Source organism: Streptacidiphilus sp. PB12-B1b, from assembly GCF_014084125.1.
In the GTDB taxonomy this organism is placed as follows: domain Bacteria; phylum Actinomycetota; class Actinomycetes; order Streptomycetales; family Streptomycetaceae; genus Streptacidiphilus.
Genome location: NZ_CP048405.1, coordinates 4277095 through 4290358, shown reverse-complemented (window position 1 = coordinate 4290358; position 13264 = coordinate 4277095). Strand labels below are relative to the sequence as shown.

Annotated in this window: 11 protein-coding genes; 6 read left to right on the top strand and 5 right to left on the bottom strand. The window is 74.5% G+C overall.

Annotation, left to right across the window (positions count from 1 at the left end):
- The first annotated feature begins 3 nt into the window (after positions 1 to 3).
- The 4 genes from GXW83_RS18960 to GXW83_RS18945 are packed head-to-tail and all read left to right on the top strand — an operon-like array spanning position 4 to position 5574.
- A complete protein-coding gene (locus GXW83_RS18960; protein WP_182444221.1) occupies positions 4 to 1602 on the top strand; it encodes an acyl-CoA carboxylase subunit beta in 1599 nt (532 codons plus the stop codon).
- Positions 1599 to 3674: a biotin carboxylase N-terminal domain-containing protein gene (locus tag GXW83_RS18955; RefSeq protein WP_182444220.1), complete on the top strand. Its 2076-nt coding sequence runs from the start codon at positions 1599 to 1601 to the stop codon at positions 3672 to 3674. The genes GXW83_RS18960 and GXW83_RS18955 overlap by 4 nt, the downstream gene beginning before the upstream one ends.
- Positions 3671 to 4831, top strand: a complete 1161-nt coding sequence (locus GXW83_RS18950; protein ID WP_182444219.1) for an acyl-CoA dehydrogenase family protein — start codon at positions 3671 to 3673, stop codon at positions 4829 to 4831. Before GXW83_RS18955 ends, GXW83_RS18950 begins: the two co-directional genes overlap by 4 nt.
- A 59-nt stretch (positions 4832 to 4890) precedes the next feature.
- A complete protein-coding gene (locus GXW83_RS18945; protein WP_182444218.1) occupies positions 4891 to 5574 on the top strand; it encodes a TetR/AcrR family transcriptional regulator in 684 nt (227 codons plus the stop codon).
- 91 nt (positions 5575 to 5665) lie between these two features.
- Here GXW83_RS18945 and GXW83_RS18940 read toward each other — a convergent pair whose 3' ends face one another.
- The gene (locus tag GXW83_RS18940; RefSeq protein WP_182444217.1) at positions 5666 to 6094 is read right to left on the bottom strand and encodes an OsmC family protein; all 429 of its coding nucleotides are present in this window, start codon (positions 6092 to 6094) and stop codon (positions 5666 to 5668) included.
- 174 nt (positions 6095 to 6268) lie between these two features.
- Between GXW83_RS18940 and GXW83_RS18935 the strand changes: the two genes are divergently transcribed.
- Entirely contained in the window at positions 6269 to 7489 is a 1221-nt protein-coding gene (locus GXW83_RS18935; RefSeq protein ID WP_182444216.1) for a hypothetical protein, read from the top strand.
- A 38-nt stretch (positions 7490 to 7527) separates the two neighbouring features.
- Here the strand turns inward: GXW83_RS18935 and egtD are convergent, their stop codons facing one another.
- The 4 genes from egtD to egtA are packed head-to-tail and all read right to left on the bottom strand — an operon-like array spanning position 7528 to position 11982.
- Positions 7528 to 8508: an L-histidine N(alpha)-methyltransferase gene (gene egtD / locus GXW83_RS18930; protein ID WP_182444215.1), complete on the bottom strand. Its 981-nt coding sequence runs from the start codon at positions 8506 to 8508 to the stop codon at positions 7528 to 7530.
- A complete protein-coding gene (egtC, locus tag GXW83_RS18925) occupies positions 8505 to 9311 on the bottom strand; it encodes an ergothioneine biosynthesis protein EgtC (protein WP_182444214.1) in 807 nt (268 codons plus the stop codon). Before egtC ends, egtD begins: the two co-directional genes overlap by 4 nt.
- Positions 9311 to 10711, bottom strand: a complete 1401-nt coding sequence (egtB, locus tag GXW83_RS18920; RefSeq protein ID WP_370466734.1) for an ergothioneine biosynthesis protein EgtB — start codon at positions 10709 to 10711, stop codon at positions 9311 to 9313. The genes egtC and egtB overlap by 1 nt, the downstream gene beginning before the upstream one ends.
- Positions 10708 to 11982 (bottom strand): ergothioneine biosynthesis glutamate--cysteine ligase EgtA, encoded by a 1275-nt coding sequence (egtA, locus tag GXW83_RS18915; RefSeq protein WP_182444213.1) that lies wholly within the window; start codon positions 11980 to 11982, stop codon positions 10708 to 10710. Before egtA ends, egtB begins: the two co-directional genes overlap by 4 nt.
- 243 nt (positions 11983 to 12225) lie before the next feature.
- On the opposite strand from egtA, the gene GXW83_RS18910 reads away from it, so the two are divergent.
- The gene (locus tag GXW83_RS18910) at positions 12226 to 12936 is read left to right on the top strand and encodes a helix-hairpin-helix domain-containing protein (RefSeq protein ID WP_182444212.1); all 711 of its coding nucleotides are present in this window, start codon (positions 12226 to 12228) and stop codon (positions 12934 to 12936) included.
- Positions 12937 to 13264 lie beyond the last annotated feature (328 nt).

The following is a 13264-nucleotide window of genomic DNA, read 5'->3' as shown; positions in this document are numbered from 1 at the left end:
CGGATGACGGTGCTGCGATCCGCGGTCGACCCGGCCTCGCCGGAGTACGCCCGCAACCGGGAAGCGACCCTGGCCCGGCTGGCCGAGCTGGACGCCGAGCACGCCAAGGCCATCGCCGGGGGCGGCCCGCGCTACCGCGAGCGGCACCACGCCCGGGGCAAGCTGCTGCCGCGCGAGCGGATCGAGCTGCTGGTCGACCAGGACGCGCCGTTCCTGGAGCTGTCCACGCTCGCCGCCTGGGGCAGCGACTTCCCGGTCGGGGCCGGACTGGTCACCGGCATCGGCGTGGTCGAGGGCGTGGAGTGCCTGATCACCGCCAACGACCCCACCGTCCGCGGCGGCGCGAGCAACCCGTGGACGCTGCAGAAGGCGTTCCGGGCCTCGGAGATCGCGGCCGAGAACCGGCTGCCCACGGTCAGCCTGGTGGAGTCCGCCGGAGCCGACCTGCCCACCCAGAAGCAGATCTTCGTCCCCGGCGGCCGGATGTTCCGCGACCTCACCCGGGCCTCGGCGGCCGGCGTGCCCACCATTGCGCTGGTGTTCGGCAACTCGACCGCGGGCGGGGCGTACATCCCCGGCATGTCCGACCACGTGGTGATGGTCAAGGAGCGCGCCAAGGTGTTCCTGGCCGGGCCGCCGCTGGTGAGGATGGCCACCGGCGAGGAGTCCGACGACGAGTCGCTGGGCGGCGCGGAGATGCACGCCCGCACCTCCGGCCTGGCCGACCACATGGCCGTGGACGAGCTGGACGCGCTGCGCATCGGCCGCCGCATCGTCGCCCGACTCAACTGGCGCAAGGCCGGTCCGGCGCCCGCCCCCGAGGTGCTGCCGCCCCGGTACGACCAGGAGGAGCTGGCCGGGATCGTCCCGACCGACCTGAAGATCCCCTTCGATCCGCGCGAGGTGATCGCCAGGATCGTGGACGACTCCGACTTCGACGAGTTCAAGCCGCTCTACGGCTCCAGCCTGGTCACCGGCTGGGCCCGGCTGCACGGCTTCCCGGTCGGCGTGCTGGCCAATGCACGCGGCGTGCTGTTCAGCCAGGAGGCGCAGAAGGCCACCCAGTTCATCCAGCTGGCCAACCAGTCGGACACGCCGCTGCTGTTCCTGCAGAACACCACCGGCTACATGGTCGGCAAGGAGTTCGAGCAGGGCGGCATCATCAAGCACGGCGCGATGATGATCAACGCGGTGTCCAACTCCACCGTGCCGCACCTGACCGTCGTCATGGGGGCCTCGTACGGCGCCGGGAACTACGGCATGTGCGGCCGGGCGTACGGGCCGAGGTTCCTCTTCTCCTGGCCGGGCGCCAAGTCGGCGGTGATGGGCCCGGCGCAGCTGGCGGGCGTCATCTCCATCGTCGCCCGGCAGGCGGCGCAGGCCCGCGGCGAGGCCTTCGACGAGGCCGGGGACGCGCTGATGCGGGCCGCCGTCGAGGAGCAGATCGAGAGCGAGTCGCTGGCCCTGTCGATGTCGGGCCACCTCTACGACGACGGGGTGATCGACCCGCGCGACACCCGCACCGTGCTCGGGCTGGCGCTGTCCGCCGTCCACTCCGCGCCCGTCCGGGGCGCCACCGGATTCGGGGTGTTCCGCACATGACCGACACGCCTTCTGCCGCTGCCGCCGCTGCCGGTGACAGGCCCGGTCCGGCGGCGCTGGGCCCGGCCCGGCCGATCGGCTCGGTGCTGGTGGCCAACCGGGGCGAGATCGCCCGGCGGGTCTTCCGCACCGCGCGGGAAACCGGCCGATCCACCGTCGCGGTGTACTCCGACGCCGACGCGCCGGCCCCGCACGCCGCCGAGGCCGACGCCGCCGTACGGCTGCCCGGCAGCGCGCCCGCCGACACCTACCTGCGCGCCGACCTGCTGGTGGACGCCGCGCTGCGGGCCGGGGCGGACGCCGTCCACCCCGGCTACGGCTTCCTGTCCGAGAACGCCGACTTCGCCCAGGCGGTGATCGACGCCGGACTGGTGTGGATCGGTCCGCCGCCGCAGGCCGTGGCCGCCATGGGCAGCAAGATCGAGGCCAAGCGGCTGATGGCCGCCGCCGGGGTGCCCGTTCTCGCCGAGCAGGACCCGGCCGACCTCACCGAGGCGGATCTGCCGGTGCTGGTCAAGGCGTCGGCGGGCGGCGGCGGACGCGGCATGCGGGTGGTGCGCAGCCTGGCCGAGCTGCCCGGCGAGCTGGAGGCGGCCCGGGCCGAGGCCGCGTCCGCGTTCGGCGACCCGACCGTGTTCTGCGAGCCCTACCTGCCGACCGGGCACCATATCGAGGTGCAGGTCCTGGCCGACCGGCACGGCACGGTGTGGGCGGTCGGCGAACGCGAGTGCTCCATCCAGCGGCGGCACCAGAAGGTGATCGAGGAGGCGCCCTCCCCGCTGGTCGAACGGCTGCCGCAGATGCGCGCCGAGCTGTTCGAGGCCTCCCGCCGGGCGGCGCTGGCGGTCGGCTACGTCGGCGCGGGCACGGTCGAGTTCCTGGCCGACGACTCCGGCCGGTTCTTCTTCCTGGAGATGAACACCCGGCTGCAGGTGGAGCACCCGGTCACCGAGTGCACCACCGGCCTGGACCTGGTCCACTGGCAGCTGCTGATCGCCGAGGGGGCCGCGCTGCCGCCCGAGCCCCCGGCCCGCACGGGCCACGCCATCGAGGCCCGGCTGTACGCGGAGGACCCGGCGGCGGGCTGGCAGCCGCAGAGCGGCACCCTGCACCGCATCCGGATCCCCGGCGTCGCCGCCGAGTTCGCCGTACCGGCCGGTCAGGGGCTGCGGCTGGACTCCGGGGTGGCCGACGGCTCCGAGGTGGGCATCCACTACGACCCCATGCTGGCCAAGGTCATCGCCTGCGCGCCCAGCCGGGCCGAGGCCGCCGCCATGCTGGCCCGGGCGCTGGCCCGCGCCGAGCTGCACGGCCCGGCCACCAACCGGGAGCTGCTGGTCCGGGTGGTGCGGCACCCGGCGTTCCTGGCCGGGGAGACCGACACGGCCTTCCTGGACCGGCACGGCCCGGACGTCCTGGCCGAGCCGCTCGCCGACAAGGACGCGGTCCGGCTCTCCGCCCTGGCCGCCGCGCTGGCCGAGGCCGCCGGGCGGCGCGCCGCCGCGCCGGTGCAGCGCGGCCTGCCCCCGGGCTGGCGCAACGTCCCCTCGCAGCCGCAGCGCACCCTCTACACCGGCCCGGACGGGGAGCTGTCCGTCGGCTACCGGCACACCCGGGCGGGCCTGGACGCCGAGAGCCACCCGGGCGTGGAGCTGCTGCGGGCCGCGCCGGACCAGGTCGTGCTGGCCGTCGCCGGGGTCCGCCGCAGCTTCGCCGTCGCCCGGCACGGGCGGCAGGTGTACGTCGACTCGGCGCTCGGGCCAGTGGTGCTGGCAGCCGTGGACCGCTTCCCGGACCCGGAGGCGCAGACCGAGCCGGGCTCGCTGCTGGCGCCCATGCCCGGAACGGTGGTCCGGCTGGCCGTGCGGCCGGGCGAGCCGGTGACGGCCGGTCAGCCGCTGCTGTGGCTGGAGGCCATGAAGATGCAGCACCGGATCGACGCCCCGACCGACGGCGTGCTCACCGAACTCCTGGTCGAGGTCGGGCGCCAGGTCGAGGCGGGCGCCCGCCTCGGTGTCGTCCGCACCCCCGAACTCCCGGACACCTCCACCTCTTCGAAGGGGCAGCCGTGAACTTCACCGAGACCGAGCAGCAGCGCGATCTGCGGGCCGCCGTCGCCCAGTTGGGCCGCCGCTACGGCTTCGCGTACGCCAACGCCCGGGCCCGCCGCCACGAGCCGCTGCGCGAACTCTGGCAGGAGACCGGCAAACTGGGCTTCACCGGCGTCAACCTGCCGGTGGAATACGGCGGCGGTGGCGGTGGCATGTACGAACTCGCCATTGTGCAGGAGGAGTTGAGCGCGGCCGGATGCGGCCTGCTGATGCTGGTGGTCTCGCCCGCCATCTGTGGCACCGTCATATCCCGCTACGGCACCGAGCAGCAGAAGCAGCGCTGGCTGCCCGGCATCGCCGACGGCTCCGCCATCATGGCGTTCGGCATCACCGAGTCCGAGGCCGGCTCCAACTCCCACCGGATCACCACCACCGCCCGGCGCGACGGCGGCGACTGGGTGCTCTCCGGCAGCAAGGTCTACATCTCCGGCGTGGACCAGGCCAACCACGTGCTCATCGTCGGCCGGACCGAGGACACCCGCACCGGCCGGCTCAAGCCCGTCCTGTTCGCCGTCCCCACCGACGCCCCCGGCTTCCGGGCCAGCCCGATCGACATGGACGTGGTCATGGCCGAACGGCAGTTCGGCATTGTCCTGGACGGCGTCCGGCTGCCCGCCGAGGCCCTGATCGGTGAGGAGGACGCCGCGCTCGCCCAGCTCTTCGCCGGACTCAACCCCGAGCGGATCATGGCCTCCGCGCTCGCCGTCGGCATCGGCCGCTACGCCCTGGAACGCGCCGTCGACTACGCCAAACAGCGCAGCGTCTTCGGCGGCGCGCCCATCGCCACCCACCAGGGCGTGGCGCACCCGCTGGCGCAGATCGCCATCGAGGTGGAGCTGGCCCGGCTGATGATGCAGAAGGCGGCCGGGCTCTACGACGCGGGCGACGACACCGGCGCGGCCGAGGCCGCCAACATGGCCAAGTACGCCGCCGCCGAGGCCAGCATCCGGGCCGTGGACCAGGCCCTGCAGACCCACGGCGGCAACGGCCTGGCCAGCGAGTACGGCCTGGCCACGCTGCTGGCCGCGGCCCGGGTCGCCCGGATCGCGCCGGTCAGCCGGGAGATGATCCTCAACTTCGTCGCCCAGTCCACACTCGGCATGCCGAAGTCGTACTAGAAGCCGTGCCGGAAGGCGTACTGGAAGCCGTACCGATCATGGGACGCCATAATGGGGCCATGCCCAGCCGCACCGCCCCCGGACACTCCGCCGATCCCGAAGCCGCTCCGGAAGCCGCTCCCGGAACGGCGGCCGGGCACCGGGCGCCGCAGCAGGACCGCAGCCGGGCCACCCGGCAGCGGCTGCTGGAGGCGGCGGTCGAATGCCTGGTCGAGTTCGGCTGGACCGGCACCACCGTCACCGTGGTCGCCGAGCGCGCCGGGGTCTCCCGGGGGGCCGCGCAGCACCACTTCCCCACCCGGGAGGCGCTGACCACCGCCGCCGTCGCCCACCTCACCGAATCCCGCACTGCCGGCATCCAACGCGAGCTGGACGCGCTCGCCCCGCCCGCCGGCGGACTGCGCACCGAGGCGGTGGTGGAGCTGATCGTCAGCTGGTTCACCGGCGTGCCGTTCCGCGCCGCCCTGGAACTGTGGGTGGCCGCCTCCTCCGACCCGCACCTGCGCGAACTGGTCGTCCCGCTGGAGGCGCGCACCGGACGCAAGGTGCACCAGGCCGCCGTCGAACTGCTCGGCGTGGACGAGACCGCCCCCGGCGTACGCGAGATCATCCAGGCCACCCTGGACATGGCACGTGGCCTCGGCCTGGCCAACCTGCTGACCGACGACAGCCGCAGGCGGCGCGGCATCATCCGCGAGTGGTCCCGCGTCCTGGACGCGGCCCTGGCCCCGGCAGGCCACTGACCCCGGGCAGGCGACCGGCCTCGGTGGACGACCGGCCCCGGCAGGCGGTTGACCGCCCACCGGGACCGCAGTGCTGCGCCCGGACCGGGTGCTAGACCAGCTCGGCGTCCAGCGTGATGTTCTTGACGCCCGCGAGCGCCTGGCTGACCGGGCAGTTGGCCTTGGCGTCCAGCGCCGCGGCCTGGAAGTCCGCCTCCGACAGGCCCGGGACGCGGGCCTTGACGGTCAGGTGGATGGCAGTGATGCCCTCACCCGGCTGAAAGGTCACCTCGGCGCGGGTGTCCAGGGCCTCCACCGTGTGGCCCTGCCCGGCCAGGCCGTGCGAGAACGCCATCGAGTAGCAGGACGAGTGGGCCGCCGCGATCAGCTCCTCCGGGCTGGTCTGGCCGTTCGGCTGCTCCGAACGCGACGCCCAGCTCACGTCGTAGACGCCGATCTTGGAGGACTCCAGGGCGACCGTGCCCTTGCCCTTGAGCAGGTTGCCTTCCCAGTGGGTTGCTGCCGTGCGAGTCGTTGCCATGCGTGACTGCTCCTTGGATCCCTGAACTGCCTGGACTGGCTGACAATGCGTGAGTGCCGTCCCAGCCTACGAGTTCACCCCCGTCCAAGCGCGGCAACCCGGCGCGGCAGCGCACTCCGTGTCCGGGGCCCCTGCTCCCGCCGCCAGCCCAGGTCTGCGGGTAGCGTGCTGCCCATGCAGTTGAACGGGGCCGAGACCACACAGAGCGGGACACCGCGCGGGCACATACTCCTGATCGGAGGCGCGCCTGGCGGCCGCCGAAGCCAACTCACCCGCCCCGAGGCGAGCTTGGCGCTGCTGGCGACCGTGCCCAGCGCGGCCCTGCTGGGCGGCGACCTGCCCGTCGACACCGTGCAACTGGCCGACCCCGCCGAACCCCAGGCGCTGCTCGGCTACCTGCGCACGGCAGCCGCCGCCGCCGGACCGCTGCTGGTCGCCCTGGTCGGCGCACTGACCGCCGACCGGCGCCAGCGGGAACTGCACCTGGCCCTGGCCCGCTCCCGGCCGGATAACGCCCGCTACACCGGCATGCCCTGGAGCTGGCTGGCGACCGAGCTCGGACAGCGCCCGCCCGGCAGCACCACCGTCCTCGCCGACCTGATCGCCGACAAGGACGCCTGGAACGCCCTGGCACTCGACGGCGGCGCCGCGCTGACCAGCGGCGTCCCGGTGTGGGGCCAGATCAGCCCGCCGAAGACGGCCGCCGAGGGCGTCGCCGCGCCCTACACCCGCTCCCTGGTCGACCTGCTGCGCCGCTCCACCGGCCGGAGCACCCTGGCCGACCTGCACCAGCTGGCGGTCAGCACCGCCCGGCTGCCGGACCGCGCCGTGGTACTCAGCTCGGCGTACACGCCCTTCGCGGCAGCGGCCCCGGCAGCACCGCCCGCCCCGGTGTTTCCGCAGGCGGTGCTGAGGGGGCCGGCGCTCGACGGGCCGCTGTTCGCGGGCGGGATGCCGCAGCAGCGGCGGACGACCGAGGAACTGCTGGCCGCCAGCGTCGCCGCCTGCCAGGCCGGGGAGCTGGAGCGGGCCGGACGACTGGCCCGGGAGGCGGAGGAGCTGGCGGCGCGCGGCAGCGGCGCGCACTCCGCCCCGGCCGTCACCGCCCGCGAGGCCCGCGCCCACCTGGCCCACCTCGGCGGCGCCCCGGCCGCCGCCGCGGAGCTGTGGCTGACCGCCGCCGAGGACCGGCTCGGCTTCCAGGGCCCGGACGACGCCGAGGTCCGGGCCGCCGTCGACAACGCCCATGCCTGCTGGGCCCGGGTGACGGACCGGCGCACCGCCGCCCAGCTCGGCCCCGGCCTGCTGGCGCTGCGCCGCACCGTCCCCGGCGCGGGCGGCCGGGGCCTGCTGGCCGCCGAGCGGCGGCTGCACCAGATCCAGCAGGGCCTGTAGCCCCGGCCGGTCGCGGGCCTGACGCGTTTCGGGCCGGGTCAGCCCCCGGCCGGGAAGGAGAGGCTGAGTGCGTACTGCTCGGCCGGGTCGGTCCACCAGTGCCGCAGGGTCAGCCCGGCGCGCTGCAGCTCGTCCCGCACGCCCTGCTCGCGGAACTTGGCGGAGGTCTCGGTGTGCAGGTCCTCGCCCTCCTCGAAGAAGACCACCAGATCAAGCTCGCGGACCTTCACGCTGAGCGGGTGCAGGGCACGCAGCCGCATCTCGATCCACTCGTGCTCGGCGTCCCACACCGCCACATGGCGGAAGTCGTCGGGCGCGAAGTCGGCATCCAGGCCGTGGTCGAGCACCGACAGCACGTTCTTGTTGAACTCGGCGGTCACCCCGGCCGAGTCGTCGTATGCGGCGACCAGCGTGGCCGGGTCCTTGACCAGGTCCGTGCCCAGCAGCAGGGCATCGCCCGGCTCCAGTTCGGCGGCGACCCTGGCCAGGAACGCGGCCCGGGCCTCGGGCAGCAGATTGCCGATGGTGCCGCCCAGGAAGGCCAGCAGCCTCGGGCCCCGGGTGCCGGCCAGCCCCAGGTGCTGGTGGAAGTCGGCGACCAGGGCGTGCACGCCCAGATCCGGATAGCTCTGGCCCAGCCCCTTCGCGGCCTGCCGCAGCGCGCTCTCGCTGACGTCCACCGGCACGTACTCGCGCAGCGGACCGGCCGCCAGCATGGCGTCCAGCAGCAGCCGGGTCTTCACCGACGAGCCCGAGCCCAGCTCGACCAGGGTGCGGGCGTGGACGGCCGCGGCGATCTCGGGCGCCCTGGCGGTCAGGATGCCGTGCTCGGTGCGGGTGGGGTAGTACTCCGGCAGGGCGGTGATCTGTTCGAAGAGGTCGCTGCCGTGGGCGTCGTAGAACCAGGTCGGCGGCAGAGACTTGGGGTGCGCGGTCAGGCCGTGCAGTGCGTCGGACCGCAGCGCCTCGGTGAAGTAGTCGGCGGGCAGACGGTTTTCCAGGGTGAAGGTGGGGGTCATCGGAAAGCGGTCCTCTCCTCGACGGGCCGGTGGGCCACAGGGGAAAGCGGGATGGTGCGGACCGAGGCCGGGGTGGCCAACAGGGCGCAGCGCTGCGGCACTTCGTGCCAGGCGTCCGCGTCGTCGGTCTCGACGGGGGAGTCGTCGTCGGGCTCGGAGGCGACGACGACCCGGCCCGCTCCGGCCCGGTACCACAGGCTGTCGCCCCAGCGGGTGGCGGCGATCGCCTGGCCGTCGGTGAGCAGCAGGTTGAGCCGGGCCTGCGGGCGTACCGCGGCTGCCATCCGGACGACCGCGGCGAGCGCGGCGTCCGGTGGTTCGCCTGCGGCGAGCCGTTCGTGGACCAGCACCCAGAGCAGGGCCGAATCGCTGGCCGCCTCCAGGCCGAGCAGCGCGGCGGACGGCAGCAGCGTGCCGGTGTCCTCCGGCAGCCGCCGCCAGTCCTGGACCGCCCCGTTGTGGCTGAACAGCCACCGCCCGGTGCGGAAGGGGGCGTTGGCGGAGGCGTCCAGGGCAGTGCCCGGGGTGGCGTCGCGCACGGCGGCCAGCACCGCGCCGCTGCGCAGGGTGCGGGCCAGGTCGGGCAGGTCGGGATCGGCCCAGATCGGCACCGAGCGCCGGTAGCGGGCCGGGGTCCGGTCCGGGCCCGGGGGGTACCAGCCGATGCCGTAGCCGTCCGCGTTGACCGTCCCGTACTGCTGCCTGCGCGGTTCCCAGGACTGCCGGAACAGTCCGTGCGCGGGCGCGGTCAGCAGCTCGGCCAGGGACACCTCGGGCCCCAGGTAGGCGAGATGACGACACATCAGTCGCCGTCCGGGTCGCGGGCGGTGCGCAGTCCGGAGAAGATCTGACGGCGGATCGGATAGTCCCAGTTGCGGAAGGTCGCCCGGCAGGCGACCGGGTCGGTGCCGAACGAGCCGCCGCGCAGCACCTTGTAGCCGCCGTCGAAGAAGACCTCGGAGTACTCCCGGTAGGGGAAGGCGGTGAAACCCGGGTAGCCGGTGAAGTCGGTGGAGGTCCACTCCCAGACGTCGCCCAGGAGTTGACGCGCCCCGCAGGGCGCCGCGCCGTCCGGGTGGCTGCCCGCCGGCGCCGGTTGCAGGTGGCGCTGGCCGAGGTTGGCATGCTGCGGCTGCGGGTCGTCGTCACCCCACGGGTAGCGCCGGGTAAGGCCTTTGGCGCTGTCGTGGCGGGCGGCCTTCTCCCACTCGGCCTCGGTCGGCAGTCGGCGTCCGGCCCACCGCGCGTAGGCGTCGGCCTCGTACCAGCTGACGTGCACCACGGGCTCCTCCCCGGGCACGGGCTCGGTGCGGCCGAACCGGTGGCGCAGCCAGCCGTCGCCGTCGCGCTGCCAGAACAGCGGCGCCTCCAAGCCGGCCTGGCGGCAGTGCTCCCAGCCCTGCGGGCTCCACCAGTGCGGCTGGCGGTAGCCGCCGTCGCTGATGAACTCCTGGTACTGGGCGTTGGTGACGGGCGTGGTGTCCAGCCAGAAGGCGGGGACGTCCACGGTGTGCGCGGGCCGCTCGTTGTCCAGCGCCCACGGGTCGTCCGAGGTGCCCATGGTGAACGGGCCGCCGGGGACCAGGACTTCGCGGGGCAGCGCGTCCGCGTCGGGCGGCGCGGCCGGGGGCGCGGGCGCGTGCAGCACCGGTGGTCCCTGGCGCAGCTGGTGGGTGGCGAGCATGGTCTCGTCGTGCTGCTGCTCGTGCTGGGCGATCATCCCGAAGACGAAACCGCCTTCCAGCAGCGGATCACCGCTCCGCCCGGCCCGGGCGAGGTCGTCGAGGACGTCCAGGGCGTGGGTGCGGACCTCGGCCGTGTAGTTGCGGGCCTGCTCGGGGGTGAGCAGCGGCAGCGCGGGGCGTTCGGCGCGCGGGTGCTGGAAGGCGTCGTACAGCGGATCGAGCTCCGGCCGCAGGGCCGGGCGTCCGCCCGCCGCGCGGACCAGCCAGATCTCCTCCTGGTTGCCGATGTGCGCCAGATCCCAGACCAGGGGCGACATCAGCGGCGAGTGCTGGGCGGTGAGCCCGGCGTCGTCCAGGCAGTCGGTGAGCAGCGTGGTCCGGGCCCGGGCGGTCTCCAGGGCCGCGCGGGCGCGCCTCCGCAGCGGTTCGGTACCGGCGGCGGTCGCGCTGCCGGTGCCGGTGTCCGTCGTTGGTGCGGCGCCCATCGGGGCGTCGGCGACGGTGGGGTGGTCGCTCATCGCGTCGCTCCTTCCGGGAGCTGGGTCCTGGCCGCCCGGTGCAGGGCGTCCAGATCGTCGTCGGCCGGGCAGCGGCCCAGCTCGGGGTAGCGCTGGGCGAAGTCCGCCAGCAACCGCCGCATCGGCTCGGGCGCGCCCGACCTGGCCAGCGCGTCCGAGGCGGCGCTGAAACAGGCCCGGGTACTGGCGCCGACCCGGGTGTCCCCGGGGCCGTGACGGGCGGCGTGCAGCCACATCTGCCACGGCGGCAGCTCCTGCCCGCCGGTGAGCTGCTCGGTCGCCCGGTAGGCGGCGCGGGCCGCGACCGGATCGTCCAGCAGGGCGGTGACCAGCAGTGCGGGCACCATCCAGTCGTCGCCGCGCTGGGCGTCGATCATCCTCAGCTCCAGATAGCCGCGCGGCCTGACCGGCGGAAACAGCGTGGTCAGGTGGTACTCGGCGTCCTCGAGGGCGGGCCGGCCCTCCGACGCCGGATCGCGCAGCCAGGACCGCAGCGGCATGTCCCGCGGCGCGGTCCAGGCCGCCCCGTCCGAGCGGCGCAGGCACAGCAGGTGGGCATCGAGCGCGTACCGCGCCCATGCCGTGCGCGGATCGCCGTCGGACTCCGGCGGACGGGTCCGGCCGGGGTCCATGTTGGCCCAGACGGCCTGCCGGGTGGACACCCAGCCGGTGGGCCGGCCCTGCCACAACGGGGAGTTGGCGAAGGCCGCCACCAGCACCGGGCCCAGCCGGTGCAGCAGCGCCCAGCGGAACCGGTAGCCGGTGGTGTCGTCGCCCTCGTCCCCGGCGTCCACATTGACCTGTACCGATGCGGTGGCCCGCATCATCATCCGGCCCCAGGGCCCGGCCGCGTCGAAGTACGCCTCCATGGCCTGGTAGCGCGGCAGGTCCAGCACCCGTTCCGGGGTGCGGTAGGGCTCCAGGCCCCGGCCCTCCAGGACCAGCCCGGCCGAGGCCAGGGTCGCCCGCAGGACCGACATGTCCAGTGCGGTCTGCTCCAGACATCGCGCCGGGGAGGGGGCCGGGCAGGAGCTGAGCTCCACCTGGCCGCCCGGCTCCAGGGTGATCCGGCCGCCGTACGGCAGGCCGCCCGGGGAGCCGAGCGGGGCCAGGGCGTGCTGCAGGCGCTCCAGCGGCACGGCGGCGGCCGGATCCTGCCCGTCGCGCACCAGCCACTCCAGTTCCACCCCGGTCTGCCGGGGCGGGCCGGTCTTGAAACAGATCCCGGCTATGTGCGCGAGCGCGTCGTCCTCGCGGAGCCAGCCGCCCATCATGTCGATCCTCTCGGTACGAGGCGCGGACCGGGCCGACGGTGCGGGCGGGGCGCCGTCGGGGCGCCCTGGCCGACCGGCAATCGGTCCGACACCTGTCGAGTATGTGTCGCCCCCGCTGGAGGGGCATCTTGAGCAGCCGCGCGCCCGGTCGGCCGAGACCCCCGCCGAGACCCCTCTGGGACGCCGCTGACCAGCCCGGCAACGCTTGTCCGGGCTGCCCGGCGGCCGTAGCGTGGGGGTGTGGCCAAGGCGGACGGCGCCGGCCCCCCGGCCGGAGCACTCAGCCCCTGGGGCAGTGTCCTGTGGGCGCTGCTGCCGCTGCTGACCATCGGGCTCGGAACAGTGTTCGTGCTGGGCTGGGCCGCGCAACGGCTGCGCTCGCGGCTGCTGGCCGCCGGGACGGGCCTGTCGCTGGCGCTGACCGTGTCCGCGCTGGTCCTGCTCAACGCGCCGAACGGGTCAACGGCGGGCGGGGTCGGCGGCGCGCTGATCCTGCTGCTCATCGGCGGCGGCCTGGCGTCCACGTTCACCGTCCGTGGCCGACTGGTCCGTCCTGGCTACCCCGGCCTGACCGCCGCCGCGGACGCCACCGGCGCCCCGGCCCGCTCCGGCTCGGTGGATCCGGCGGTCGCCGCGGCCCTGGAGCGCCGTGGACGCCGCAACCAGGCCAGGGCCCTGCTGCAACGGGATCCGGCACTCGCGCGGGAGCTGCGGGTCGGCCGCCCGGACCTGCCCCGCTCGTTCGACGACGGCGGCCTGGTCGACGTCAACCACGTCCCGGCCGAGACGCTGGCCGCGTTGCCCGGCGTCACGGCAGAGCTGGCCGCGCGCATCGTCCGGGTGCGTGCGGAACGCGGTGGCTTCGCCCTCGCCGAGGAACTCGCGGTCTGTGCCGACGTCCCCGAGCCGCTGCTGGCGGACCTCTCCGAACGGCTGCTGTACCTCCCATAGCCGTCTGCGTCGCTTTTCGTGACCGCCGCCGGCGGCTGTCGCGGCATGCGCTATTGGGCTGCTATCCGGCTTCGGCAGGATCGGTGCCGTAGCTCCCGCAGTGGTCGCCCCCCGGCGGATCGAGGCGCACCGGGGCAGGTGGCCCCGCCCTTGGCGTGCCCGTGACCGCACGGGCGACGCGGCTGGAGCGGATCGGACAGAGGGGTAGCGAGAGGTAGATGACGGACCGTCAGAGGTGCTCGGACATCCGGCGGCTTCCGGACACATGCGGCAGCGACATGCCGTAGCCACGCGCCGCAGCGTTGACGCTGACGGCCACCCGCCCGGC

Bases quoted from the DNA above. Each gene is read 5' to 3' on its own strand.
- egtB (WP_370466734.1), bottom strand. From the start codon at position 10,711: ATGAGCGACCACCCCACCGTCGCCGACGCCCCGATGGGCGCCGCACCA.
- GXW83_RS18945 (WP_182444218.1), top strand. From the start codon at position 4,891: ATGCCCAGCCGCACCGCCCCCGGACACTCCGCCGATCCCGAAGCCGCT.
- egtA (WP_182444213.1), bottom strand. From the start codon at position 11,982: ATGGGCGGCTGGCTCCGCGAGGACGACGCGCTCGCGCACATAGCCGGG.
- egtC (WP_182444214.1), bottom strand. From the start codon at position 9,311: ATGTGTCGTCATCTCGCCTACCTGGGGCCCGAGGTGTCCCTGGCCGAG.
- GXW83_RS18935 (WP_182444216.1), top strand. From the start codon at position 6,269: ATGCAGTTGAACGGGGCCGAGACCACACAGAGCGGGACACCGCGCGGG.
- GXW83_RS18940 (WP_182444217.1), bottom strand. From the start codon at position 6,094: ATGGCAACGACTCGCACGGCAGCAACCCACTGGGAAGGCAACCTGCTC.
- egtD (WP_182444215.1), bottom strand. From the start codon at position 8,508: ATGACCCCCACCTTCACCCTGGAAAACCGTCTGCCCGCCGACTACTTC.
- GXW83_RS18955 (WP_182444220.1), top strand. From the start codon at position 1,599: ATGACCGACACGCCTTCTGCCGCTGCCGCCGCTGCCGGTGACAGGCCC.
- GXW83_RS18960 (WP_182444221.1), top strand. From the start codon at position 4: ATGACGGTGCTGCGATCCGCGGTCGACCCGGCCTCGCCGGAGTACGCC.